A 26,410-nucleotide genomic window follows, 5' to 3' on the forward strand; every position below is an offset into this window, starting at 1 on the left:
TATACCATTAATATAAGCGAAGAGCGAATTTTTTCAAGCAGGGTAAAAATAGAAAAGAAAAATTTTCTAAAAAAATTTTTCCATATTCACACTTTATTCATATTTTTGTTGTAGAATTAGTGTAAGAAGTTTTAAAGAGGGTGAGAAGTATGGCAAAAAAACAGCTTACTGAACTCGTTAATAAGTTAAAAAAGGCTGGTATAAAAGCAAGTCTGACCAAACCAAAGTCCAATTACCTTTTATTATTACAGCAAATTCAAAAATATCCTTCTTCCGTGAATTAAATAAGAAAAATTGGCATTAAAAAGCGATTAATCCAAGGGACTAACCGCTTTTTTTATTACTCCATCTCATCGATGATTTGATCATAAACCTCTTGTTTATTAAAATCCTTCCCCATTGGGAACTTCGCAACAAATTTGTTGTTTTCATCAACTAAATAGGTGAAGGTTGAATGGACAAATTGACCATTACCTGGGTCTTTGTATTGAAACTGCAATGTATCCGCAACTTTTCTAATTTCCTTTTGCGCATTTTTACTATTTTGCTTTTCTCCGGTTAAGAATATCCAATCATTGTCATTTGATATTCCAAATCCTTGTCTATATCCTTGGAGAATTTCAGGGGTGTCGCGATAGGGATCGATTGTGATTGTGACAAATTCAATGTCCTTGCCGTAAATCCCATTTTTAACTAAATCAGTTTTCAATTCAACCATCTTTTTCGTGGTGGTTGGACAGACATCAGGACAATGGGTATAAATAAATTCAATTAACTTTAATTTGGTTTTATCCTTGCCAAAATTATAGGTATCCCCATTTTGCTTAATTAAAGTGACATCTCCTGGAATTGCCGCATTTGCATCTCGAATAAGGAAAAAAGAAATTCCTCCTGCTATCCCAATGAAAATAGCAAGACTGCATATCAGATAGACTTTTTTCATGACGATCCCTCCTACAATTAAGATAAAGAAGTTTTCCGAAAAAAGATATGGATATTTTGTGAACAAAAGAGGATGCGTCAGGAACAGTAATCCTTTATACTGTAATATTATTACGTATATTAGAAAACTCAGATTTTTCAAGCAGGAAGTTAGGTGGGTAATATGGTAAAGAGAACTTGGAAGTTTACTTTGCAAATGCTTATTCTTATCGTAATCTATCAGATCGGCAATGGAATATCCCGTTTTTTTCATTTGCCGGTTCCCGGAAATGTCATCGGCATTGTTCTTTTGTTCACTTTGCTTTGGCTGGGTGTCATTAAACTTGAGCAAATTGAATTGGCAGCAGGCTGGTTGCTGAAACACCTTGGGTTCTTTTTTATTCCTATATCTGTTGGTCTTATGACATTAGGAAGAACGATGTTTGCAAAGGGTTTATCACTGCTTTTTATCCTTACAGTCAGTGCCTTTGTTGGCTTATTCTTTGCAGGGAAAATAACCCAAGCTGTTATTATGAAAAATGAAAAGGAAAAAGTAACCTCTCATGATCACGCTCTATAGTATTGTTCTTACCGTTTCAGCCTATCTATTTACTCGATTTTTAGCGAAGAAATATTCTACTCCATTAACAAGTCCCGTTTTCTTTAGTACGATTATCATTATTTGCCTTTTAGTTTTATCTAATATTTCTTTTAATGAATACGTACCTGCAAAATCGATTATGACATACTTACTTGGTCCTGCAACGGTTGCCCTAGCTGTTCCTATCTATAAAAATCGAGACTTATTTAAAAAATATTTCAGTGCAGCCTTTATCGGATTGACATTCGGAAGTGTGACCACCATTATTTCAGCTATTCTATTAGCCAGGTGGTTGAATCTGTCGAAATTGTTCATCCTTCCACTAACCGTTAAATCTGTAACCGTACCGGTAGCAACGGAAATAGGTGAAATCATTCATGGGAATATCCCGCTTATTGCCGCATATGTGATTATTACGGGGATGATTGGAGCAATGTTTGGGGCTAAGCTGATGAACTTGTGTAAAATCAACCATCCATTTGCCAGAGGATTAGCCGTGGGAACGATTTCACATGGTATCGGTACTGCTGAGGCAGTAAAGGAAGGGGAGATACAAGGTGCTGTCGCAGGTGCTGCAATGGGGATTGCGGCTGTGTTAACCTCGTTTATCATCCCGCTCATAATTGACTACATTCTGTAAATGGGCTAATTACTGATTGACATATGTTTCTATTTTCAGTATTATTTAGTAGAAAAATTCTTTTATAAAAGGGGAGTATGTTTTTATGTTAGGTGTCGTTCTTAACTAATCCAACTAATTGGATCGTTCATTCCAGTACTCATCCGTTCTTTTTAAAAAGGGTGGAGGGCTTATTTAGTCATGGAATGAAGTTAAGAACAATGAGGCTAGGCATAAGCATACATCTTTATCCAATGTAGCTGTGTACACTCGTGTAGACAGTTTTTATTTTGGGTTAATTTTGGTATGAAAATGAGCGGAGATCCCGCTCGTTACTTTTGGCCGCAATGACATTGTTCATTGCGGCTATTTTTATTTTAGGAGGCAAAAAACGTGAATCAACATACTTTTACCACTTTGGAATTTCAGAAAATTAAAGATATAATCGCGACTTTTACATTAACGAAAGAAGGAAAAGAAAAGATCGAGAGTCTTACGCCATCAACGAATAAAAAACAAATTGAAGCCTGGCTTGATGAGGTTACCGAGGCAGCAACAATATTGAAAAAAAGCGCAAGTGTCCCTGTACATGGTTTAGATGGGATGGAATCTCTGCTAAATAACATGAATAAGGGCGTGGTACTAAGGGCTGATCAGCTGGCAAAGCTTTCTGACTTTCTCGATTGCTGCGGAAAAATGCGGAGGTATATGAAGGATAAAACATATTTCGCTCCACGTGTATCCTCTTATGTTGATGCGATTGATGAATTGCCTGAGCTTGCAGCTGAAATAATACGTTGTATTCGGAATAGCCGTGTAGATGATTATGCCAGTAAGGAGTTATTAAAAATTAGGAAACAAATTGGGATCCAAGAGGAGCGGTTAAAAGATAAAACATTACAGTTGATTCGGTCAAATAAATATAAAGCCTATTTACAAGAGCAGGTCGTCAGTCAGAGGAATGGCAGATATGTCATTCCTATAAAGAAGGAATATCGGAATAAAATAAAGGGAACGGTGTTAGATACATCAGCTTCAGGTTCAACTTTTTTTATCGAGCCAGAAGAAATTGCTCAATACCAAGATCAAGTTACATGGCTGCTCGCGGATGAGGAGGCCGAAGTGCAAAAGGTTTTGGGCTATCTAACAGGACTGGTTGAAGATAAGGAGCAGCAAATTAGCTTAGCAATTGAAACCATGGTTCATTATGATTTTTTATTTGCAAAAGCTAAATATAGCAGGTCCATTAACGGCTCCAAGGTTAGGCTAAATGAATCAGGGGAATTAGAATTAATCCAGGCGCGGCATCCCCTTTTAGGCGAAAAGGCGATACCGCTCACATTCAAAATGGAAGAAGGTCACCGTGCGTTAGTGATTACTGGGCCAAATACCGGGGGAAAAACAGTTACCATAAAAACCGTTGGTCTCCTCATTTTAATGGTTCAATGCGGTCTTCATATTCCTGCATCTGAAGAAAGCTGTTTGAGTATTTTTGAGCGTATTTTAGTGGATATTGGAGATGGGCAAAGTATAACCGAAAATTTAAGCACTTTTAGCTCAAGAATTGTCAATATCATTGATATATTAAAAGAAACGAACCATCGAACATTAACTTTATTGGACGAACTTGGATCGGGAACGGATCCAGGAGAAGGAATGGGACTGGCGACGGCTATATTAGAAACCTTATATGAAAAAGGGGCAGTCATCTTGGCTACGACACATTATAGTGAGATCAAGGACTTTGCCGAAGCACATCCAGGATTTATCAATGGTTCAATGGAATTTGACTTAACAACTCTGAGTCCGACATACCGTTTAACTATTGGCAGCGGGGGAGAGAGTCAAGCTTTTGCTATCGCCTTGAAGCTTGGGATTCATCCGAAAATCATCGAAAGAGCACATCATATCACATACAAGGAAGAGAAACAGTATACAACCGAAATCACTGACGTATGGAAGATCAGGGACCTTGAGAAACAGGTCATTATCAATAAATATCAACATCGAAAGAGAGCGCAAAATACGGAACTAAGAGTACCTACGTATCATCAAGGTGACAATGTGAAAATATCACCTGCAAATGAGTTTGGTATTATCTATACAGGACCCGATCAGCAAGGAAATTATATTGTCCAAATACACGGTGAAAAGGTTTCGGTTAATCATAAAAGAATCACACTTTATATAACAGCTCATGAGCTTTATCCAGAGGATTATGACTTTGATATTATTTTCCAATCAAAAGAAAATAGAAAAAAGAGTAAACTTCTTTCAAAGAGACATGATGAAACGATTACGATTGATTACAAGGAATAAAGAATAGTAAAAAGCAAAGGAGGATCATCCCCTTTGCTTTTTCAACTTCCTATTCTTTATTAAATAATGAGTTTTCCTCTTCATGATTATGGAGTTCAAACACCACGAGCAATGCCTCAAAATATGGAAGGATGACATCAGTTACTCCCTCACGCTCCCGATGTTCTTTAATATAATTCACAATTAATTCTAGGATTTGATGATCTCTCTTTAGTTTAATGATGGTTTCATACAAGTCCGGCTGTTCCTTTAGCCTTTCCGCAAAAAAGCCTTCCTCTTCCGATTGGGCATGAGCAAGTGTCCGTGTCTCCCAATGTTCGATTAGTGCATCACAAATTTCATTGATATTTTCTTGTTTGTTTCCTTGCGCTAGTTCTTTCAGGACTTTTGTTAAATCCCTTGCTTCTGTATAAATCCCATCATGAATCGAATGGTGGGAATGTTTTTTCCTTAAAGATGGTCCAGACATTAAAATTCTCCTTAATCACACTGTATTATTCAAGTCATGTCCAAAACAGAAATTTTTTAAAACTATGTAAGGTAAATTGTCTGTATACAATGTAATTGACTGGGGACCTTATTAGATAAAAATGTCATGGGAAGGTGAAGAGAATGGAGCGCAAACGAGCCCCGCTAATAAAAAAGTTAAAATTTTTCGGGCAATCCAAAGATATGGCTGAACATGCCGTATTGTCCCCAATGGACCGAGATTCCGAAAAAATATATCGCAGGAGATGGCAGCATGATAAAACTGTTCGTACGACGCATGGAGTAAATTGCACAGGTTCATGCAGCTGGAAAGTTCATGTCAAGGACGGCATTATCGCTTGGGAAACACAGCAAACGGATTACCCCTCTACAGGTCCTAATATGCCTGAGTATGAGCCGCGGGGCTGCCCAAGGGGAGCGAGTTTTTCTTGGTATATTTATAGTCCGCTAAGGGTCCGTTATCCATATGTGCGCGGCAGTCTATTAAAAATGTGGCGGGAGGAACTTGCTAGTACAGATGATCCGGTTGCAGCTTGGAAGGAAATAGCCTCTAATCCTGAAAAATCAAAGAGATATAAACAGTCAAGAGGAAAAGGAGGACTTGTCCGTTCATCATGGGATGAGGTGAATGAGCTAATTTGCGCGGCTCTAATTTATTCTATTCAAGAATTTGGTCCCGATCGAATTTTTGGATTTTCACCAATCCCAGCGATGTCCATGGTCAGCTATGCAGGCGGCGGAAGGTTTTTGTCACTTCTTGGGGGCTCTCTATTAAGCTTTTATGACTGGTATGCAGACCTACCGCCTGCATCTCCGCAGGTATGGGGTGAACAAACGGATGTTCCGGAAAGCTCTGATTGGTTTAATTCTTCCTATCTATTAATATGGGGCTCCAATATCCCTCAGACACGGACACCTGATGCCCATTTTATGGTGGAAGCAAGATACCGCGGGACAAAGGTTGTAGCGGTAAGTCCGGATTATGCTGAGTATGTTAAGTTTGCTGATAATTGGTTAAATGTCCAAGCCGGTATGGACGGGGCACTAGGGATGGCGATGACTCACGTAATCCTAAAAGAATTTTATGTGGACCAAGAAACGGAATATTTCTTTGATTATGCGAAAAAATTTACCGATCTCCCGTATCTGGTAAAATTAAAAGCCCACGGGGATCAATATGTATCCAGCACTTTTTTACGCGCTAGCGAGCTTGATTCCTCCATCACAAATGGAGAGTGGAAAACGGTAGTCTGGGATCAAGATTCGAACAAACCGGCATTTCCGAATGGCACAATTGGCCACAGATGGGAAGATAATGGACAGTGGAACCTTCATTTAAATGATACGGAGCAAAACCTTACGAATCTGCAGCCATCTCTGACACTGCTAGGGAGAGAAGACAAAGCAGTCCGAGTGGAATTTCCTCATTTTGAGGTGGAAAAGCGTGAAACCTTTACTAGGGAGGTCCCAGTGATAGCCATCCAATTAAATGGAGAAACCACTTATGTAACGACTGTCTTTGATTTAATGCTTTCAAAATTTGGCGTATCAAGACAAGGGCTCCAAGGGGACTTTCCAAAAGACTATGACGATCCTAAACCATATACACCAGCATGGCAGGAGGCATTGACAGGTGTAGATGGGAAGCTCGCAGCACAAATTGCCAGAGAGTTTGCCCAAAATGCTATTGATTCCAAAGGCCGTTCAATGATTGTGATGGGATCAGGAATCAACCAATGGTACCATGCGGATGCTACATACCGAACTGTTTTAAACTTAGTGCTCTTAACAGGTTCACAGGGTGTTAATGGCGGCGGGTGGGCTCATTATGTGGGCCAGGAAAAGGTTCGCCCGCTCGAAGGCTGGCAGACACTCGCGATGGCGAGAGATTGGGGAGGTCCACCAAGGCTTCATGCGGCAACTCCATTCTTTTATTTTGTCACGGAACAGTGGAAATACGATGACCAATCAATCGAGGATCAGATTTCACCACTTGTTAGTGAACCAAGGTATAAACATTCAGGAGACTATTATTATTTGGGCACAAGGCTTGGCTGGACACCCTCTTATCCACAATTTGATAAAAATCCAATTGATTTTATTGATCAATCAAAAGTGACAGAGAAGGAGCAGATTTTCCAATCCATTGTCGATGAAGTGAAACAAGGGAAAACAAAGTTTGCGATTCAAAATCCGGAGGACCCAAACTCATTCCCAAAAGTCATGTTTGTCTGGAGAGGAAATTTGATTGGAAGCTCATCAAAAGGACATGAGTACTTTCTAAAATATATGCTTGGAACCCACCACAGTAATTTAAGTGAGCAAAATACTGAATTAAAGACGGAAGACATTGAATGGGACGAACCTTCAGTTGAGGGAAAGCTTGATTTAATGGTTAATATTGATTTTCGAATGGCTGGTACAGGTCTGTATTCTGATATTATCCTTCCGGCAGCTACATGGTACGAAAAATATGATATTAGCAGTACCGATATGCACCCGTTTATCCATCCCTTTAATCCTGCGATAGCTCCGCCATGGGAATCGAAATCGGATTGGGATACATTTAGGGGGCTGGCGAAGAAATTTTCATCAATGGCTGTACGTTATTTTAACGGGCCGGTGCAAGACATCGTTGCGACACCAATGCTTCACGATTCCCGCGATGAAATATCCGAGTCCTGTACTTTCGGAAAAATCCCAGACTGGCAGAATGGTGAATATGAGCCGGTACCAGGGCGAAATTTCCCGCGCCTGCACTTAGTCGAGCGCGATTATTCCAAAATATTTGAAAAATTTATTTCTCTTGGTCCTATTGTAAAGGAACAAATTGGTGCAAAGGGAATCAGCTGGGATGCCAAAGAAGAGTATGAAAAATTAAAGAAAATCCTTGGAACTGCAGCTAAAACAGCTTATAAGGATTGCCCAAGTCTATATACTGCAAGGGATGCCTCGGAAGCAATCCTTTCATTATCTAGTGCCACAAACGGTTCACTGGCAATGAAAGCATGGGATGCATTGGAAAAGAAAACGGGTCAGAAATTAAAGGATTTGGCAGAAGAAAGAGCGGAAGAACATATGTCCTTTAATGACATTACGGCACAGCCGCGTCAAGTGATTTCAACACCTGTCTTTAGCGGGACTGAAACGGGCGGACGGAGATACTCTCCATTTACAACGAATGTTGAACGTTTAGTCCCATGGCGCACATTGACAGGCAGACAGCACTTTTATTTAGATCATGAAACGATGATTGAATTTGGTGAGGAATTCCCTGCATTTAAGGCGCCGCTCCGAAAGGCGGCATTTCAAACAAAGGATCGAAAACCGCTTAATATGGGGAAGGAAATTAATTTGCGCTATTTAACGCCGCATTTTAAGTGGTCCTTCCATAGTACCTATGGTGATATTTTACCGATGTTAACGTTATTCAGAGGCGGACCGCACGTTTGGATGAATCGGGATGATGCCAAAGAAGTGGGCATTGCCGATAATGATTGGCTGCAAATGTATAATCGCAACGGTGTTGTAGTAGCAAGGGCAGTTGTTACTCACAGACTTCCAAGGGGAGTCGCATTCATGTACCACGTTCAAGAGCGTCATATAAACGTTCCTGGTTCAACGATTACCAAAGAACGCGGCGGTACATTCAACAGCCCAACAAGGCTGCAGATGAAACCAACTCATGTGATTGGCGGATATGCGCAGCTAAGTTTTGGATTTAACTATTATGGACCGTGCGGCAGCCAGCGGGATGAAAGAGTTGTCATAAGCAGACTTGATCGGGAAGAGGTGGACTGGCTTGAGAATTAAGGCGCAATTTGGGATGGTAATGAATCTCGATAAATGTATCGGCTGCCATACATGCAGCATTACGTGCAACAATACCTGGACAAATCGTCCCGGTGCAGAATATATGTGGTGGAACAATGTTGAAACGAAACCCGGTGTCGGTTATCCGAAGGAATGGGAGAATCAAGAGAAATATAAAGGCGGCTGGGTATTGAAGAACGGTAAGCTTGAATTAAAGGCCGGAGGCAGAGTTTCTAAACTATTAAATATCTTTCATAACCCTGACTTAGCCCAATTAGATGATTACTATGAACCATGGACCTATGATTATGAACACTTAACCAATAGTCCGGAAAAAGAACATCAGCCAGTGGCCCGCCCGAAGTCACAGGTTACTGGAGAGTATATGGATATCAAATGGGGGCCGAACTGGGAGGACGACCTTGCAGGCGTTTATCAAACAGGGAAAAACGACCCTAATATAAATGGGATTGAAGAAAGAGTTAAATTCGAGTATGAACAAACCTTTATGATGTATTTACCAAGAATTTGCGAGCATTGCGTCAATCCCACATGTGTTGCTTCCTGCCCATCCGGGGCCATTTATAAAAGGGAAGAGGACGGAATTGTTCTGGTAGACCAAGATGCATGCCGCAGCTGGCGTTACTGTACAACAGGCTGTCCCTATAAAAAAGTCTATTTTAATTGGAAAACACATAAGGCGGAAAAATGTACCTTTTGTTTTCCAAGAATTGAAGCAGGGCTGCCTACGGTTTGTTCAGAGACCTGTGTGGGCAGGCTCCGCTATTTAGGGATTGTTTTTTATGATTTAGACAAAGTAGAAGCTGCTGCATCGGTTACAAATGAAAAAGATTTGTACGAAGCCCATTTAGGTATATTTTTAGATCCACATGATCCTGAGGTAATCGAGGCGGCACGAAAAGCTGGATATCAGGAAGATTGGATAGAAGCAGCCCAAAGGTCACCGGTCTATAAATTGGCGGTGGAACAACGGATTGCACTGCCGCTTCATCCGGAATACCGAACACTGCCGATGGTATGGTATATTCCACCGCTCAGCCCGGTAATGAGTGCCTTTGATGGGGGATTAGATGGAGTGAATCCACATGTGATCTTTCCACAAATCGATCAGCTCAGGATTCCAGTCGAATACTTGGCAAATATGCTAAGTGCTGGTGATACAGAAGTTATTCGCAAGGTGTTAAAGAAAATGGTGGCGATGCGCAGTTATATGAGGTCTTTAAATTTAGGGAAAAAGCCTGAAAAAACAATTCTAGATGCGATAGGGATGACAGAGAAAACGATGCATGAAATGTATCAGCTTGCTGCTATTGCCAAATATGATGACCGATATGTCATTCCGAAATCTCATCGGGAAGATGCAGCTAATCAGTATCTAGGACAAGGAACGGGTGGATTTGATTTTATGGAGGCGTGCTCCGGATGTTCCGTTACACCTGGAATGCCTGGAGACTACAAAGTTGGAGACGATTATTGGGGTGAGCTAAATGGATGAGTACCAACAAATTTTCAGGCTGTCTTCTACACTGCTGCAGCATCCTGAGGAAGCATGGTTTGAAGATGAGGGATTAAAATCTGAAATTTCCGCCATTGAAAATCAATTAGTGAAATTACTGTTTAGGCAATTTTTTCACCATCTTCAATCAGCCTCTTATTTAGAGATATGTTCGCAATATGCGCAAACATTTGATTTTAGTGATAAAACTACGCTTTATTTGACGTATCCAATTTTTGGAGAAAATCCTGATCGCGGAAAAGCACTTGTGAAATTAAAGAATGAGTATTTTGAAGCGGGATTTCCATTAGAAAGTGACGAGCTTCCGGATTATTTACCGTTAATTCTTGAGTTTTGTTCGATTGCTCCCATAGAGTCCGCTCAGAAAATGCTCCAGATTCATCGAAAGTCAATTGATCAATTGTTAAAAGAATTATCATTGCTAGATAGCCCATATCAAATGATTCTGCAGGCTTGTGTGCAAACAATAGACAACATCCTAAGCAAACAAAAGGCTTCTTAGGGGGGATCAAAGCATGACATTTTTTCAAAATTTTTTCTGGGCATCTTTCCCATATATAATGTTAACGATGTTTGTAGTTGGACATATTTATCGCTATAATGTCGACCAATTCGGCTGGTCCGCCAAATCAAGTGAATTTCTTGAAAAAAAGCAATTAAAATGGGGAAGTATTTTATTCCATTATGGGATTATCTTCGTGTTTTTTGGCCATGTAGCTGGAATCCTTATCCCAAAAGCTTTTTATGATGCTGTTGGAATTACCGATCACATGTATCATTTTGGTGCAGTTTGGATAGGGGGGCTGGCAGGGGTTGCGACCATAATAGGTGTTTTGTTGTTGATGGTTCGCCGATTTACTGTTAAACGAATCTATATTCACAGTACGTTTCGTGATATTTTGGTTCTGGTGTTACTTGCGGTTATTATTATTTCTGGCTTCGTAAATACAGTTTGGATTACAGGAAGAGGAGTAGCCTTCGAATATCGAGAAACGATTAGTCCATGGTTTCGCGGCATCCTTTCCTTCAATCCAACTCCTGGTCTGATGATTGGCATCCCGGTCGGTTTTCAAATTCATGTCGTTTCCGCCCTGCTGCTATTTGGTATTTGGCCATTTACGAGGCTTGTTCATGTATGGAGTTTGCCGTTGGAATACCTAAGCCGCAAATTTGTCGTTTACCGTGCTGTCTTTGGCAGAAGAAATATAGCAATGTCAGCAGAACGGAAAAATAAAATAGAATAAAGCAAAAACGGAACCAGGCGGTTCCGTTTTTGCTTTATTTCTTTTGCTTGTATTTTTGTGCAAGTAATTTTTTTACCTCATTATAGCTTAAACCGGCCTGGCTGTTTAATCGTTTTACTTCCTCGATGTCTGTTCCGGCCACTGTGTAACGTTTTTGACTGGTCATCATTGTTTATTCACACTCCCGGGGATTTAAGATTTTCTGGAAATGAAAAGGGCAAGTATTGGACATACTATGATTAAAAGGAGGCGGTTCCCATTTTTTACGGTAAAAGGGCAAAAGATGAAGAAATTGAAATCATACTTGAAGATACCGAAGTTTATTCTTGTATGGATGACGCCTGTATTGGCTGGATGAGAAAGGATTTTGTCGCTGACGACTTACTCTGTCCAATGTGCGGCAATGAAATGGTACAGGAAATAAGAGAGCTTCCGAAAATCTAAAAAAACCTGCTTCTAAAGACTGTCGCTAAAATGGACAGTCTTTTATTGATAATACATAAGCTACCTGTTCTATTACAGGTTTTCATTTTGCTGGCGGATTTCATCCCCGCTAATAATGGTGTTGGCTTCTTCAAGATATTTATGCTCATCAACTGAATTTCCCGATATATTCTTCTTATTTGGAAAGTTAGAACCATTTTCAATCGTCATTTGTGATTCTTTTGCCGCCGGTGTCAAATAATCTTCCTTTTTAGCCATGTACATCATCTCCTTGAGTAAAGGATTTGCATAGGGAGACGGGAATATACAAAAAAAACTCTCCGCAATTGGGAGAGTTTTCTTCTTTATTCTTCTCTTTTAGATAGGCAACGATCACATTCCATTAGATAACTCTCGGCTTGTTCCTCCATATGCTGACCACACTCTGGACATTCCTTTTTTGGCAGGTTACGGAAAAACTCAACTGGACTCATTAACATAATAAATCTCCCCCTTTATTAATACAGTTTATTTTATTTCCTCTTGTTATAGTACAGTATAAACAAAAAAATCAAAATTGTGTAGACTTTTTTTAAAAAAATCTGCAAATTTATTAAAAATAAGTCTTTTATCACAGAAATCAGCTTTTGCGATCTTAGATTTATAAATAGTGCTTCCATACTCAACAACTTTACATTACAATCATAGTAGAAAATCTATGTAGAAATTGGAGGGCTGCTGGTTAATGAATGAACTGCTTGGAACTTTTCATCCTTATTTCATTATTATTGCCCTTGGCTTAACTATCATGGCATCATATACAAGCTTAGATATGTTTACCTTAATCAGGTCATCTAACCAAAATAAACGGCTTCTATTTCTTGGCGGGACATTATCAATGGGGATTGGAATATGGGTCATGAATTTTATGGCACTTATTTCAGCAGATACCAATCGGCTGGCAGGCTATCATATTCCGCTTACAATATTATCTATTTTTATCGGGATTTCTTTTACAGGCATGGCTTTCCTTGCATTTTTCGGAAAAAGCATTCAGTTCTATCATTTACTGATCGGCAGTTTCTTTTTAACTTTTGCAGTTATTGCTATTCAAGTAATCGGTTTATATGCCATGAATGTAAATATAAAGTACAATATCGTTCTGTTGTTATTTTCAGGAATCGTTATTTTTTGTTCGTTTTTATTTTCTCTGTGGATTCTTTTCTCTTCAAGCTATTCACAAGGAAATCAGACTTGGCTAAAACCAATCAGCGCGCTGATAATATCAGGAGCTATTGCAGAAGGACACTTTCTATTAAAAAGAGCTGCCATTGTGACAGCTGATATGGGAGCAGGTTCAAACACAGATAGTCCATTTTTTATTTATTTGGTGTTATTTGTCTCTGTTTTAATCACCGGAGGACTGATTATTTCGAGTACTTTAATTAGTAAACAATTAGCCGCAGCGGATACAAACTTAAAGGACATTAAGTCAGCACTTGATGCTGCCGCCATTGTTGCGATAACAGATCCCCAGGGGACCATTATATATGTGAATGATAAATTTGAGGAGATTTCCAAATATAAGAAGGAAGAGATAATTGGAAAAAATCACCGGATTTTAAATTCAGGGTTTCATCCAAAAGAATTTTTTCAAGATTTATGGAAAACGATTCAATCCGGACAAAAATGGCGAGGGGAGATTCGGAATAAAGCAAAGGATGGATCGTATTATTGGGTGGACACTACGATTGTTCCATTTTTAAATAAAAAAGGGAAACCTGTTCAATATATCGCTATTCGCTCCGATATCACAAAACGCAAGAGGGCAGAAGAACACCTGGAAGAGACCCTTAAAGAAAATATAGATATAAAATTTGCTTTAGATCAATCCTCCATTGTTGCCTTTACTGATGCAAAAGGAATTATCACCAGTGTAAACGAAAAATTCTGTGAGATTTCAAAATATAGCCGCGAAGAAATTATCGGAAGAGACCATCGTATCCTTAATTCTGGTTATCATTCTAAAGATTTCTTTAAAAATCTTTGGAAGTCGATAGGAGAAGGAAATGTATGGAAAGGGGAAATTAGGAATAGGGCCAAGGACGGCACCTTTTATTGGGTGGATACCACGATTGTTCCGTTTTTAAATGAATACGGGAAGCCTTACCAATACCTCGCCATTCGTAATGATATTACAGAACGAAAGAAGACAGAAGAGGTGCTGCATCGCCAGGATAAGCTTGCTGCAGTCGGACAATTGGCTGCAGGAGTTGCTCATGAAATTCGCAATCCTCTTACATCCATGAAGGGATACACTGAATTCTTACAGCTAGATGAAAAAGATCCAGAACGCTTGGAGTTTTTAAATATTATTCTGGACGAGATTGAACGGGTAAATACCATTGTCGAGGATTTTATGGTGTTAGCTAAACCGAAGGCAGTTGAATTAGAGGAAAAGAATGTTGTTCCGGTCATAAGAAATGTCGTCTCGCTGCTTGAGTTTGAAGCGAGGAAGAAGAATGTCCGCCTATCATTCAATTGTAATCAAGAGATCATCCAAATTGAATGTGATGAGAATCGCTTAAAGCAGGTTTTCCTTAATTTTATTAAAAATGGCATTGAAGCAATGCCAAATGGTGGAGACATACATGTTAATACGATGATCCATGATAATAATGTGCAAATTTCCATTCAGGATACCGGTGTTGGAATACCAAAGGACAAATTGAAAAAGCTTGGGGAGCCGTTCTTCACGACGAAGAGTAATGGAAATGGTTTAGGATTAATGGTTAGTTTTAAAATTATTGAAAGTCATAACGGAAAAGTATTTGTTGAAAGCGAACCGAATAAAGGAACAACCTTTAATATTTTATTACCTGCAAAGATTGCTTAAAAACGAGAGGAAACTCTCGTTTTTTATTTTGCTGCAGCAATTTTAAAAAAATAGAAAATTTATCAAAAAATAGCCTACAAACGGAATAAATAGATTATTATGGTTATATAGATATTATTGTTTTCTATGGGGAGGGTTTATAGTGAGTGAAGCAAATTTTGTAAAAACAATCTGCGGATATTGCGGTACTGGATGCGGACTGATCCTAGAAGTCAAGGATAACAAAATTATGAAAATCCGCGGGGATAAGGAAGCACCGGTAAATAAAGGGCAAACATGTGTAAAGGGTGCTTTTGCCTATGAATATGTACATGCCAAAAATAGACTAACAACACCGCTAATCAGAAAGGCCGGCCAGCTGGTGGAAACAACATGGGAAGAGGCCTATCAATTCATTGCGGACAACTTATCGAAGATTAAAACGACATGGGGTCCAAATGCCATTAGTATGTTTGCATGTGCCCGGAGCACCAATGAATCCAATTTTGTTACACAAAAATTTATGAGGACGGTAATTCAAAGCAACAATATTGATGGATGTAACCGTACGTGACACGCTCCTAGCGTTGCCGGTCTGGCAACTGTTTTTGGAAGCGGTTTCCCTACCAATACACTTGAAGATTTCGATAAGGCAGAAGTATTGCTGCTAATGGGATCAAATACAACTGAAGCACATCCCATTATTGCGAATCGAATGAAAAAGGCGGCAAAATCAGGCCTAAAGATTATTGTCATCGATCCAAGAAGAATTGATATGGTGAAATCAGCCCACCGTCATTTACAAATTAATGTCGGTTCTGATATTGCCTTAATTAATGCCTTTATACGGGTTATTCTGAAGGAGCGTCTATATAATCCTGATTTTATCGAGCAGTTTACAGTCGATTTTGATAGGCTAGCAAAACAAGTTGAGCCATATACCCCTGAATATGCAGCATCGATTACAGGCGTAAACGCGGATGATATTGTCAATACTGCTAGGGAGTACGCAACATCCAACTGCTCAATGATTGCCTATACCCTAGGGATTACCGAGCACCATTGCGGTGTAAATAATGTTTTTGATATTGCAAACTTGGCATTGTTAACGGGAAACATTGGAAAAGAAGGAACTGGAATTATGCCTCTCCGAGGACAGAACAATGTTCAAGGTGCGGGGGATATGGGTTGTCTCCCTAACCAGTTAGCTGGAGCAATGAGCTTAGCCAATGAGGAGTTCAGGGCTCGTTATGAAAAGGAATGGAAGGTGGAACTAAATCCACAAGCAGGAGACACGCAAACCCGCACGTTCGATCGATTGGAAATGGGCGAGTTAAAGGCACTATATGTAATTGGTGAAAATCCGCTCCTTGCTGATGTTCACATGAATCATACAAAAACATTATTTGAAAAACTTGATTTATTAATTGTCCAAGATATTTTCATGACCGAAACAGCTAAAATGGCTGATGTGGTATTGCCTGCACGTTCATGGGGTGAAGTGGAAGGGACGTATACAAACACAGACCGGAGAATTCAAAGGGTTCGGAAGGCTGTAGATGCCCATTCGAATACGAAAGAAGACTGGGAAATTCTTTGCGAGCTTTCTACATTAATGGGCTATCCGATGCACTATAATAATAGCGAAGAAATCTGGAATGAAGTAAGAAAACTTGCCTGGGAGATGTATGGCGGCATATCTTACGATCGGCTAGAAACGGAGTATAGTTTACATTACCCGTGCCCTGATGAAAATCATCCGGGAACATTTATCATGCATGAACGGTTCCATAATCAGCAGCCTGCCGTTAAGAAATCACCATTTGTTCCGGTAGATTATACTGAGCCTTTAGAATTACCCGACAAGGAATATCCATTTACGTTAACAACAGGAAGACGGTATGAATCCTATAATACCCATACGCAGACACGTCACTACGCGCTGGGGGTCAAGGTAAAACAAACAGAAGAGACAGTGGACATCCATCCGGATGATGCAAACGCTCTTGGAATAACAGATGGTGAAGTAGTCCAGGTTCGCTCCCGGAGAGGGGAGTTAGAGGTGAAGGCGAAGGTGACAGAGCAGGTTGTTCCCGGTCTTGTCTTTATGAGTTTCCATTGGAGTGAAACACCGACAAATGTGTTAACATTAAATGAGTATGATCCAATTTCTGGTACTGCTGAATATAAAGCCTGTGCTGTTGCAATTTCGAAAGTATAAAAATTTTAATAAAGAATAGTGCAGTAAAATATGCTGTACTATTCTTTTTTTTGTGGAAAGTAAAAAAAGTGAATACTGAATATTCAGTTATCGGGAAATGCTATTGTAATATAATTGCCATCGTTGTAAACGAATTAACATCGCATTGTTCTTTGTATCAGAAAAATACATGTTATCATTGGTACAGTTAGCCACGAAAGAACATGGGAGGTAATAAAATGATAAAAAAAATAAAAGCATTTATAGCAGTAGCTGTACTCTCAGGAACTGTAGGCGCTAATGTACATGCTGCAGAGTTAACTGTGAAGGAAGGGGACAATCTATGGGATCTTTCACAGTTACATAATACAACGGTAGAAAATATTGAAAAATGGAATCATCTTACTACAGACCTGATTCATCCTGGGGATGTGCTGCAAATTGCTACTGAAATACAATACACGGTTCAACAGGACGATACTTTATCGTTTGTAGCAATGAAATATCAGGTTACTGTTAATCAAATTAAAGAGTGGAACAAACTTAATACAGACCTTATTCATCCTGGTTTAACTCTTATCATTTATGATGAATTAAATAACCATGCTGAGTCAGCTGGAGATGCGATAAATAGCAGCAACAATACTAGCGAAAAAGCTTCAGTTGAAGCCACTTCTGAACCCGAAAAAATGGTAAACGAAAGTGCAAATTCAGCAACAAATAATGCTGGCAATGTAAGCGAAGCAACAAATAATGAGGCAGAGAACTCAAAGGAATTTACCGTAAATGCTACTGCCTACACGGCTTCCTGTGAAGGGTGTTCAGGTACAACAGCCACCGGGGTTGATTTAAGTGCAAATCCAGATGCAAAGGTTATTGCAGTTGATCCTTCTGTCATTCCCTTAGGAAGTAAAGTTTATGTTGAGGGCTATGGTGAAGCGATCGCTGCGGATACTGGCGGAGCGATTAAAGGAAATCGAATTGATGTATTTATTCCTTCAAAGCAGGATGCGATTAATTGGGGGAGGAAACAAGTAACAGTAAAAATTTTAAATGAGTAGGAAAAGCACACTTTATCTAGGATGAAGTGTGCTTTTTAATTGCGGCTTGCTATTAACGTAAATTTGCAAATTTATCTAAATCCCGATTTTCACCAATCACCACTAACACATCACCTAAATTTATTTTCTCATCCGGAGATGGGGAGATATTTATTTCGTCTTCGTGCCGAATGGCAATCACGCTAAGATTGAATTTAGCCCTTAAATCCACCTCTCTTAAGGTTTTCTCTACCATTCGATTTGGCGGCTTCACTTCTTCCACACTGTAATTCTTTGAGATTTCAATGAAATTTAAGACATTTGGCGATAACAACTGATGAGCAACCCGGATTCCCATATCCCGCTCAGGGAAAACAACCCAGTCGGCACCAACTTTTTGCAGTACTTGACCATGCAATTTGTTAATTGCCTTAGCAATCACCTGTTTTACTCCAAGTTCCTTTAATAGTAGGACAGTTAAAATACTTGCCTGGATATCACTTCCTATGGCTACAATAACAGTTTCAAAATTACGAATTCCGATTAATTTCAGTGCCTCAGCATCTGTAGAATCTGCAATAACCGAATGGGTTGCATATGGATGTGATTCTTCAACCCGTTCCTCATTTATATCCACTCCAAGTACTTCCTGGCCAGATTCATATAATTTATTGGCGATACTAACTCCAAATCTGCCTAAGCCAATTACAGCGTATTGATTAGCCATAGTTCAAAATCCTCCTTGATGTTAAAAACTACCCAATCATGATTTTTCCCTTTGGATATCGGAATGCATCAGGTTTTCTCCGCATAGCTACAGCAAAGGCAATGGTTAAAGGTCCAAGTCTGCCTGCGAACATCGTTAAGGTAATTAACACTTTACCAAGTGGTGATAAGTCACGGGATAAGTCCATTGATAAGCCGACTGTACCAAAGGCAGATGTTGTCTCAAATAAAAGCTTTAAAAAATCTGTTCCATGTTCTGTAATTGTAAGTAGCATTGTGACAGTCAATACAAGAAACAAGGCACATAATGTAACCGTCAATGATTTATAGATTGTTTCATAACCAACTCGCTGCCGATAAAAAATAACATCCTCTTTGCCCCGAATTTGCGACCAGACTGCTCCTAATAATGTTGTAAATGTAGTTGTCTTAATTCCACCTCCTGTTGAACCAGGGGAAGCACCAATAAACATTAAGAAGATAATGAACAACAAAGATGACTGGGTCATTTCAGCAATATTTAAAGTATTGGCACCATCTGTCCTCGCAGCAACGGACTGGAATAATGCGCCAAGAATTTTACCAGAAAAGGATAGGGGCTTTAAGGTTTTTTCATTGGTAAATTCTAATATAAAAATTCCAATTGTTCCGCCAATTAATAATAAGAAGCTTGTAACTAAAACAATTTTCGTATGCAATGATAAGCGTTTGGAACTGCTATATTCAAAAAGTTCATTCATAACGATAAAGCCAATCCCGCCAACGGTAATTAATGAACAGATTGTTAATACAATAGTGGGATCAGCTACATACGCTGTTAGACTTTGATAATTGCCTAAAATATCAAACCCTGCATTATTAAAATTCGAGATAGAATGAAAAATCCCGAAATAGATCGCTCTTCCCACTGGCATGTCAAAAGAAAACCGTATAGATAAAAGCACAGCACCGGTGAATTCAATAACGGCAGTAAATATTAAAATACGTTTAGCTAACCGTACAATTCCTTCCATTGAAAGGTTATTTAGTGATTCTTGAAGCAAAATTCTTTCTTTTAAAGAAATTCGTTTCCCTAATAAAAAAGCAAATAAGGTAGCAAAGGTCATAAATCCAAGACCGCCGACTTGAATCATAGACAAAATGATTAGCTGTCCAAATAACGTAAACGTAGTTCCAGTATCCACAACAACAAGACCTGTTACACAAGTGGCCGATGTTGCTGTAAACAATGCGTTAATAAAAGATAACCCTTGGCCATTTGTTGTTGCTGCTGGAAGGATCAAGGAGAGAGTTCCTATTAAAATAATAGAAGCAAAACCCAAAACAAGGATTTTAGGGGGATCAAGAAATCGTTTTTTTTGTTGCATTGATTTTCTTCCAATCCTATTAAATTTTAAAAAAACCCACTATATATTTAAACTGCCATAATGATAAAATACATATTACAGGAAAAATATACTACTGGATATAACTTATGTAAATAATTCTTTTCTCTTGTGTCATACCTCATAGTTTTAATATTGAAAGTGTTCTATAATACTAAAAGAAAAATTTTCCATACGAATGGATTTACCAAGTAAATATATAACTTTATTTTGAGGGTATAGTAAGAGTAAAGGGATTTTGAGGGGGATGAAAATGAATCAAGGTACAAAACAACTTTTTATTCAAACTGGAAGTCTCGTGGCGGGATTTATGGTTTGGGTACTTATTTCTTCACTTATGCCTTTTATAAAGGCTGATATTCCTTTATCATCAACAGAAATTGCCTGGGCTACAGCTGTGCCGGTTATTCTGGGATCACTTCTCAGGGTTCCCATCGGCTTTTGGACCAACCGATATGGTGCAAGATTTTTATTTACGATCAGTTTTATTATTTTGCTTATACCAATTGCCCTTATAAGTTATGCGAATTCCCTAATGATGCTTATCTTGGGGGGATTATTACTTGGTATTGGAGGAGCAGTTTTTTCAATAGGCGTTACCTCGCTGCCGAAATATTATGTAAAAGCAAAGCATGGTTTTATCAACGGTATTTATGGCGCTGGTAATATTGGTACGGCAATTACCTCTTTTTCTGCACCTGTACTTGCAAATGCGTATGGATGGAGAAATACCGTTAAAATATTCCTTGTGATCATGTTGATATTTGCTTTACTAAATTTCCTTTTTGGCGACAGAAAGGAACGGAAGGTCGACAATTCCTTATCTGATCAAATTAAAGAAGTTTATAAAAATCCTAAACTGTGGTTTTTAAGTTTATTTTATTTTATTACCTTTGGATCTTTTGTCGCATTCACCATATATTTACCTTCCTTTTTGGTGAATCACTTTGAATTGGATAAGGTGGATGCAGGGTTACGAACCGCCGGTTTTATTGCACTAGCCACGTTTTTTAGGCCTGTAGGCGGCTGGCTTGGAGATAAAATAAATCCATTTCTAATCCTTATGGCCGTATTTTTCAGCCTTACCTTTGCAGGGTTTCTTTTGTCATTTACGCCATCACTGCCAATCTATTCGTTTGGCTGTTTATTAGTGGCTTTCTTCGCAGGGATTGGAAATGGGGCAATCTTTAAGTTAGTCCCATTATATTTTTCCAAACAAGCAGGGATAGTCAACGGAATTGTTGCTGCAATGGGTGGTCTTGGCGGCTTTTTCCCACCCATTATTTTAACAATTCTCTTTAATTGGACTGGACATTACGCAATTGGTTTTATGTCACTTTCCGAATTCTCCTTAGCAAGTTTAGTCATTGTTGTTTGGCTTTACTATCAAGATAAACTTGATATTTCATCTAAGATAGTCAATCACGCACTAGATGGAATTTGCGTAACGGATGTTAACGGAATTATTCAAAGCGTTAACCCGGCATTTTCAAAAATTACTGGTTTTAGTCAGGAAGAAGTTGTTGGAAAAACACCAAGTGTCCTGCAATCTGGGGAACATGATAATGAATTTTATAAAAAAATGTGGGATAGTTTAAAAACAAACGGAATATGGGAAGGTTATATTTGGAACAAACGTAAAAATAATGAGATTTATAAAGAGTGGTTAACCATTACAGCAATTAAAGACGATGCAGGAGAAACAAAAAATTATGTAGGCATGTTTAATGAGAAAAAAGAAAATTCTAAGGAAATCTAAATCCCAGTAAGAGGCCTTTTACTTCAAAGGTCTTTTTTTTTTGCCTTAAAAAGTGATAATTATTACAACTTTTTGTCTAACTGCTTGAGTTCACATTTCCTTCACTATTTTTGTGACGTACGTCACAAAAATCATGTTACCATGTGGTTTATATTAAATTCATCAACAACAACAACTAAATCAATTAAAAATTAGAAAACCATATAGGGGGAAATGATTATGGCTCGAATTAATTATTGGAATCCGGAAGACGAAAAGTTTTGGCAGGCAGAAGGAAAAAAACATGCAAAAAGGAACCTGTGGATATCCGTTCCATCTTTGATGCTCGCCTTTATTGTTTGGCAAATTTGGTCAGTAGTTGCTGTTCGTCTTAACGATATAGGCTTCCAATTTACGGAAGAACAATTATTTACACTTGCTGCTATTCCAGGTCTTGTCGGTGCAACGCTCCGCTTTGTTTATACGTTTGCGGTTGGTTCTATTGGAGGGAAGAACTGGACAGTAATTTCAACAGCTGTTCTAGCCATCCCAGCGATCGGTATTGGATTTGCAGTTCAAAATCCCGATACTCCATTCTCCATCATGCTTTTGCTTGCAGCACTTTGCGGTCTTGGCGGCGGAAACTTTTCATCATCATCAGCAAATATTAGCTTCTTCTTTCCAAAAAAAGAAAAGGGTACGGCGCTTGGCATCAATGGCGGTTTAGGTAACATGGGTGTCTCAGTTGTACAATTCGTCACACCATTAATTATTACATCTGGAACTTTTGCACTTGTTGGCAATAAACAGGTTTTAGCAAACGGACAGGAAGTATGGCTACAAAACGCAGCATTTATCTGGGTAATCCCAATTGTAATTATGACATTACTTGCTTTCTTTAAAATGGATAATGTACCTGGGGCAAAACAATCAGTTGCAGATCAATTTGTAATTGTAAAAAGGAAACATACTTGGATCATGACTGCTCTTTATGTAGCAACATTTGGTTCCTTTATCGGCTATTCTGCGGCATTCCCGCTATTGTTAAGATCTCAGTTTCCGGAGTATATCTCCCTTGCTTTCCTTGGTGCCTTAGTAGCTGCAGCAGCCAGACCAGTCGGCGGCTGGATGGCTGACAAACTAGGGGGCGCAAAAGTGACTGCCTATGTTTTGGTCATCATGGGAATTGGTGCAGCAGGAGTTATTTATTTTTTAAATGGTAAGCAATTTGCAGGATTTTTAATCTCTTTCTTAGTGCTATTCTTAGCATCGGGTATTGGTTCTGGTTCAACATTCCAGATGATCCCAGCTATCTTTATTCCAAAAGAAGCAGCACCTGTTATCGGCTTTTCCGCAGCTTTCGCAGCATATGGTTCATTCTTTATTCCAAAGCTATTCGGATGGTCTGTTAATGCGACCGGAACACCAGTGACTGCTTTCTACTTCTTTATAGGATTCTATGTCATTTCCTTTGGACTTAACTGGTTCTTCTATCAAAGAAAAGCGACCGTTGCCAAATCTTTAGCCAAGCAGGTTGGGTAAAATACGCAAAACAATGCCCACGTCATTTCCATTATGAAATGACGTGGGCATTTTAGTACTTAATCTTCGATTAGTTCACCAATTTCAACGATCGTTCGTTCTTCAAGTGGACCTCGTAAATGAACGGTTGCTGTTTTTCCATCTTCATTTAATTGGTCAATCCATACAGAAGTCCCATTATATTTTACTTCAATATCTGCTGAAGAAGACAATATCTGCTTCACTCGATTAACATTCATTTTTTTCACTCCTAAGAAAATAGTCATTATAGAGTTTGTCATGAACTTCATTTTCATACAAATTTTTCTACTGTCAAGGGTTTTTGTAACCGCTTTCTTCTATTATATAGGTTCTTTTTTAATGATCATAAGGATATTGAATTTGGACACCATTTAATGTACCAGGTTCGTCTATATGTTCAAGGCTGGACAGGTAATTTGCTAACTCCACTTCCAGTTCTTTTGGAGCACCCGGCTTTAAATGCCAATTTCCGGGTTCATCAACAAAATAAGGACTTTTGGTAAAATCAGGCCTAATTCTGGGCATAGGGGATTCCTCTTTTCCATCTTTACTTTTGTCGCTCGCGGTTATGCTTTCCAATCAGTATAAAATTATTCAAATTTTATGCTGTAAAAAGATAAGTCAAATTTCATATTGCATACCGGATGTTTCAAGTTTATGATATGTAGAAATGTATTTTTGATTTGGGTTTTGCTGGAAGTTAAATACTGTTATGGTAAATAAAAAATATGAAACTATTTTTCTGCTAATCCGTCTTATATAAATGAGGAATGAAAACAGTCATGTCCCACAAATGGGGTACATAACATTAAAGGGAATGTAACTGTTTTTATATTTTTATTTTGAAAGAAAATGTGATATAGTAATTGCAGGTTCGTTTACCGGAGCTTAATTGGTAAGTGAGAGGAGAATTTTGAAATGAGTACATTTAGACTTCCTAAAAAAATAAACAATAGTCATATTACATTTTTCGCAATTGCCGTTGTCTTATTTTGGATTAAAACGTATGCGGCATATCAAATTGAATTTAACCTTGGAATTGATAATAATCTGCAGGAATTTTTGTTATTGATCAACCCACTGAGTTCAGCGCTGTTCTTCTTTGGAATAGCATTGCTTTTTAAGAAGCGTACAAAGCTTGTCATGATTATCACAAATTTCCTACTATCTTTTTTATTATACGCTAATATTGCCTATTATCGGTTTTTTAATGACTTTATTACCGTTCCTGTTTTAATGCAGACAAAGACAAATGCAGGGCAGTTAGGTGATAGTGCACTTTCTTTAATGTCACCATTTGATATTTTATATTTTACAGATATGTTTATCTTAATCGCACTTGCATTAACAGTTTTCAAGAATGTTACGGTAACGAACAGAAAGTCATTTAAAATTGTTCTGTTGTTTGCTATAACTACTTTTTTATTTAACTTAGGCTTAGCGGAAAAAGATCGTCCGCAGCTGCTTTCTCGTTCTTTTGACAGAAATTATTTAGTAAAGTATTTAGGTGCTTATAACTTTACGATTTATGATGTCATTCAAAACGTAAAATCATCAAGTCAGCGTGCATTAGCTGATAGTAGTGATATTACTGATGTCAAGAACTACCGGAAGGCAAATTATGCTTCCCCAAACCCTGTTTATTTTGGTAAAGCAAAAGGAATGAATGTCGTTTATATCTCAATGGAATCATTCCAAACCTTTATGATTGATTATAAAATGCCAGATGGGCAAGAAGTAACACCATTCTTAAATTCTTTGGCACACGATGGCAGCACCTTTTATTTTGATAATTTCTATCATCAAACAGGTCAGGGTAAAACATCAGATGCTGAATTTTTAATGGAAAATTCATTGTATCCAATGGCACAAGGTGCTGTATTTGTTAATAAAGCACAAAATACGTATCAAGCCATGCCTTCCATTTTAAAAGGTCAGGGATACACCTCGGCTGTATTACATGGGAACTATAAAACGTTTTGGAATCGAAATGTTATTTATAAAGCATTTGGATATGATCAATTTTTTGATGCAGAATACTATAACATGACTGATGAAAATACGAAAAACTATGGCATGAAGGATAAACCATTCTTTAAGGAATCCATTCCTTTGCTTGAAAGCCTAAAGCAGCCGTTCTATACAAAGTTTATTTCATTGTCAAACCATTTCCCATTTGAGATGGATACAGAGGATACGGATTTCCCTGCAGGTGATTATGGCGACACGGTTGTTAACCAATATTTTCAATCTGCACACTATATGGATCAGGCTTTTGAACAGTTCTTTAATGACCTAAAAGCAAATGGTATGTATGATAATACAGTGATTGTTATGTATGGTGATCATTATGGTATTTCGGAAAACCATAATGAAGCAATGGCTAAAGTTTTAGGAGTTGATGAAATAACTCCAGCTATTAATGCTAAGTTGCAGCGTGTGCCGTTGTTTATCCATGTACCCGGCGTTAAAGGCGGCGTGCAGCATCAAGTTGGCGGGGAAGTAGATGTTCGGCCAACAGTCCTTCACTTATTAGGAATTGATACAAAGGATTACATGGAGTTTGGCTCTGATTTATTATCACCGCAGCATCGTAATTGGGCCTTATTTAGAAATGGTGACTTTGTGTCGTCAGATGTTATTCAAGTAAAGGATAAGTGCTACTCAGATGCTAATGGAGAATTAATGGAGGATCCTGAAGCATGTAAGGATACTTCAGAAAAAGTTAATACTGAACTTCAGATGTCCGATGAAATTGTCTATAAAGATCTACTACGTTTCTATAAACCTGACGGCTATACCCCAATTAATCCAAATGATTATGAATATTTGGGTCCTAAAGGAAGAGCGACAAAAACATCTGAAAATCATTAATCAAGAGAGAAGGGAATTTTCTTCTCTCTTTTTTATATTTTTA

Annotated in this window: 24 protein-coding genes; 15 read left to right on the plus strand and 9 right to left on the minus strand. The window is 38.4% G+C overall.

Translation table 11 applies throughout. The annotated features are described in order from the left end of the window. Nucleotides 1-149 precede the first annotated feature (149 nt). Nucleotides 150-284: a hypothetical protein gene (locus tag ACO1D1_RS12325; RefSeq protein WP_263315201.1), complete on the plus strand. Its 135-nt coding sequence runs from the start codon at nt 150-152 to the stop codon at nt 282-284. A 56-nt stretch (nt 285-340) separates the two neighbouring features. On the opposite strand, the gene ACO1D1_RS12330 is transcribed toward ACO1D1_RS12325, so the two are convergent. Then, on the minus strand, nt 341-943 hold the full coding sequence (locus tag ACO1D1_RS12330; RefSeq protein WP_149870608.1) for an SCO family protein: 603 nt from the start codon (nt 941-943) through the stop codon (nt 341-343). A gap of 162 nt (nt 944-1,105) precedes the next feature. Between ACO1D1_RS12330 and ACO1D1_RS12335 the strand changes: the two genes are divergently transcribed. The 3 genes from ACO1D1_RS12335 (at nt 1,106) to ACO1D1_RS12345 (ending at nt 4,460) form a co-directional block, all read left to right on the plus strand. Next, entirely contained in the window at nt 1,106-1,501 is a 396-nt protein-coding gene (locus ACO1D1_RS12335) for a CidA/LrgA family protein (RefSeq protein ID WP_423336085.1), read from the plus strand. Beyond that, nucleotides 1,485-2,162 carry an LrgB family protein gene (locus ACO1D1_RS12340; protein WP_149870606.1) on the plus strand — a complete coding sequence of 226 codons (678 nt, stop codon included), beginning with the start codon at nt 1,485-1,487 and terminating at the stop codon, nt 2,160-2,162. The genes ACO1D1_RS12335 and ACO1D1_RS12340 overlap by 17 nt, the downstream gene beginning before the upstream one ends. Nucleotides 2,163-2,534: 372 nt before the next feature. Beyond that, a complete protein-coding gene (locus tag ACO1D1_RS12345) occupies nt 2,535-4,460 on the plus strand; it encodes an endonuclease MutS2 (RefSeq protein ID WP_423336086.1) in 1,926 nt (641 codons plus the stop codon). A gap of 49 nt (nt 4,461-4,509) precedes the next feature. On the opposite strand, the gene ACO1D1_RS12350 is transcribed toward ACO1D1_RS12345, so the two are convergent. Further along, complete coding sequence (locus ACO1D1_RS12350) at nt 4,510-4,929, minus strand: hemerythrin domain-containing protein (protein WP_423336087.1); 420 nt, start codon at nt 4,927-4,929, stop codon at nt 4,510-4,512. A 143-nt stretch (nt 4,930-5,072) separates the two neighbouring features. Here ACO1D1_RS12350 and ACO1D1_RS12355 point away from each other — a divergent pair, with 143 nt between their 5' ends. The 4 genes from ACO1D1_RS12355 to narI are packed head-to-tail and all read left to right on the plus strand — an operon-like array spanning nt 5,073 to nt 11,543. After that, on the plus strand, nt 5,073-8,762 hold the full coding sequence (locus tag ACO1D1_RS12355) for a nitrate reductase subunit alpha (protein ID WP_423336088.1): 3,690 nt from the start codon (nt 5,073-5,075) through the stop codon (nt 8,760-8,762). Continuing rightward, complete coding sequence (gene narH / locus ACO1D1_RS12360) at nt 8,752-10,278, plus strand: nitrate reductase subunit beta (protein ID WP_149870602.1); 1,527 nt, start codon at nt 8,752-8,754, stop codon at nt 10,276-10,278. Before ACO1D1_RS12355 ends, narH begins: the two co-directional genes overlap by 11 nt. Next, nucleotides 10,271-10,801: a nitrate reductase molybdenum cofactor assembly chaperone gene (narJ, locus tag ACO1D1_RS12365; RefSeq protein WP_149870601.1), complete on the plus strand. Its 531-nt coding sequence runs from the start codon at nt 10,271-10,273 to the stop codon at nt 10,799-10,801. The genes narH and narJ overlap by 8 nt, the downstream gene beginning before the upstream one ends. Nucleotides 10,802-10,814: 13 nt before the next feature. Further along, nucleotides 10,815-11,543, plus strand: a complete 729-nt coding sequence (gene narI, locus ACO1D1_RS12370) for a respiratory nitrate reductase subunit gamma (RefSeq protein WP_423336089.1) — start codon at nt 10,815-10,817, stop codon at nt 11,541-11,543. 34 nt (nt 11,544-11,577) lie between these two features. Here the strand turns inward: narI and ACO1D1_RS12375 are convergent, their stop codons facing one another. Further along, nucleotides 11,578-11,712 (minus strand): hypothetical protein, encoded by a 135-nt coding sequence (locus tag ACO1D1_RS12375; protein WP_263315368.1) that lies wholly within the window; start codon nt 11,710-11,712, stop codon nt 11,578-11,580. 122 nt (nt 11,713-11,834) lie between these two features. On the opposite strand from ACO1D1_RS12375, the gene ACO1D1_RS12380 reads away from it, so the two are divergent. Beyond that, nucleotides 11,835-11,987, plus strand: coding sequence for a cold-shock protein (locus ACO1D1_RS12380; protein ID WP_263315362.1), 153 nt, complete (start codon nt 11,835-11,837; stop codon nt 11,985-11,987). Between the two features lie 72 nt (nt 11,988-12,059). On the opposite strand, the gene ACO1D1_RS12385 is transcribed toward ACO1D1_RS12380, so the two are convergent. After that, the gene (locus ACO1D1_RS12385; RefSeq protein ID WP_149870598.1) at nt 12,060-12,245 is read right to left on the minus strand and encodes a hypothetical protein; all 186 of its coding nucleotides are present in this window, start codon (nt 12,243-12,245) and stop codon (nt 12,060-12,062) included. Between the two features lie 86 nt (nt 12,246-12,331). Further along, the gene (gene yhfH / locus ACO1D1_RS12390) at nt 12,332-12,466 is read right to left on the minus strand and encodes a protein YhfH (protein WP_149870597.1); all 135 of its coding nucleotides are present in this window, start codon (nt 12,464-12,466) and stop codon (nt 12,332-12,334) included. 245 nt (nt 12,467-12,711) lie between these two features. Here yhfH and ACO1D1_RS12395 point away from each other — a divergent pair, with 245 nt between their 5' ends. The 3 genes from ACO1D1_RS12395 (at nt 12,712) to ACO1D1_RS12405 (ending at nt 18,102) form a co-directional block, all read left to right on the plus strand. Continuing rightward, nucleotides 12,712-14,862 (plus strand): PAS domain S-box protein, encoded by a 2,151-nt coding sequence (locus ACO1D1_RS12395; RefSeq protein ID WP_149870596.1) that lies wholly within the window; start codon nt 12,712-12,714, stop codon nt 14,860-14,862. Between the two features lie 142 nt (nt 14,863-15,004). Beyond that, nucleotides 15,005-17,062: a formate dehydrogenase subunit alpha gene (gene fdhF / locus ACO1D1_RS12400; RefSeq protein ID WP_223820788.1), complete on the plus strand. Its 2,058-nt coding sequence runs from the start codon at nt 15,005-15,007 to the stop codon at nt 17,060-17,062. 218 nt (nt 17,063-17,280) lie between these two features. After that, nucleotides 17,281-18,102 carry a LysM peptidoglycan-binding and 3D domain-containing protein gene (locus tag ACO1D1_RS12405; protein WP_149870593.1) on the plus strand — a complete coding sequence of 274 codons (822 nt, stop codon included), beginning with the start codon at nt 17,281-17,283 and terminating at the stop codon, nt 18,100-18,102. A 52-nt stretch (nt 18,103-18,154) separates the two neighbouring features. On the opposite strand, the gene ACO1D1_RS12410 is transcribed toward ACO1D1_RS12405, so the two are convergent. Then, nucleotides 18,155-18,808 (minus strand): potassium channel family protein, encoded by a 654-nt coding sequence (locus tag ACO1D1_RS12410; RefSeq protein ID WP_149870592.1) that lies wholly within the window; start codon nt 18,806-18,808, stop codon nt 18,155-18,157. Between the two features lie 28 nt (nt 18,809-18,836). Continuing rightward, nucleotides 18,837-20,174, minus strand: a complete 1,338-nt coding sequence (locus ACO1D1_RS12415; protein WP_149870591.1) for a TrkH family potassium uptake protein — start codon at nt 20,172-20,174, stop codon at nt 18,837-18,839. Nucleotides 20,175-20,445: 271 nt separating this feature from the next. Between ACO1D1_RS12415 and ACO1D1_RS12420 the strand changes: the two genes are divergently transcribed. Then, on the plus strand, nt 20,446-21,951 hold the full coding sequence (locus ACO1D1_RS12420; protein WP_149870590.1) for a NarK/NasA family nitrate transporter: 1,506 nt from the start codon (nt 20,446-20,448) through the stop codon (nt 21,949-21,951). A gap of 219 nt (nt 21,952-22,170) precedes the next feature. Beyond that, a complete protein-coding gene (locus ACO1D1_RS12425) occupies nt 22,171-23,472 on the plus strand; it encodes a NarK family nitrate/nitrite MFS transporter (RefSeq protein ID WP_149870589.1) in 1,302 nt (433 codons plus the stop codon). Nucleotides 23,473-23,531: 59 nt separating this feature from the next. On the opposite strand, the gene ACO1D1_RS12430 is transcribed toward ACO1D1_RS12425, so the two are convergent. Together ACO1D1_RS12430 and ACO1D1_RS12435 are read right to left on the minus strand one after the other, a co-directional pair. Beyond that, nucleotides 23,532-23,711 (minus strand): H-type small acid-soluble spore protein, encoded by a 180-nt coding sequence (locus tag ACO1D1_RS12430; RefSeq protein WP_149870588.1) that lies wholly within the window; start codon nt 23,709-23,711, stop codon nt 23,532-23,534. A gap of 118 nt (nt 23,712-23,829) precedes the next feature. Next, nucleotides 23,830-24,018, minus strand: a complete 189-nt coding sequence (locus ACO1D1_RS12435; protein ID WP_423336090.1) for a hypothetical protein — start codon at nt 24,016-24,018, stop codon at nt 23,830-23,832. Between the two features lie 393 nt (nt 24,019-24,411). Between ACO1D1_RS12435 and ACO1D1_RS12440 the strand changes: the two genes are divergently transcribed. Then, on the plus strand, nt 24,412-26,367 hold the full coding sequence (locus ACO1D1_RS12440; RefSeq protein WP_423336091.1) for an LTA synthase family protein: 1,956 nt from the start codon (nt 24,412-24,414) through the stop codon (nt 26,365-26,367). Nucleotides 26,368-26,410: the final 43 nt, after the last annotated feature.

It is taken from the genome of Neobacillus sp. 19, assembly GCF_049463095.1.
Classification (GTDB): Bacteria; Bacillota; Bacilli; order Bacillales; family Cytobacillaceae; genus Neobacillus.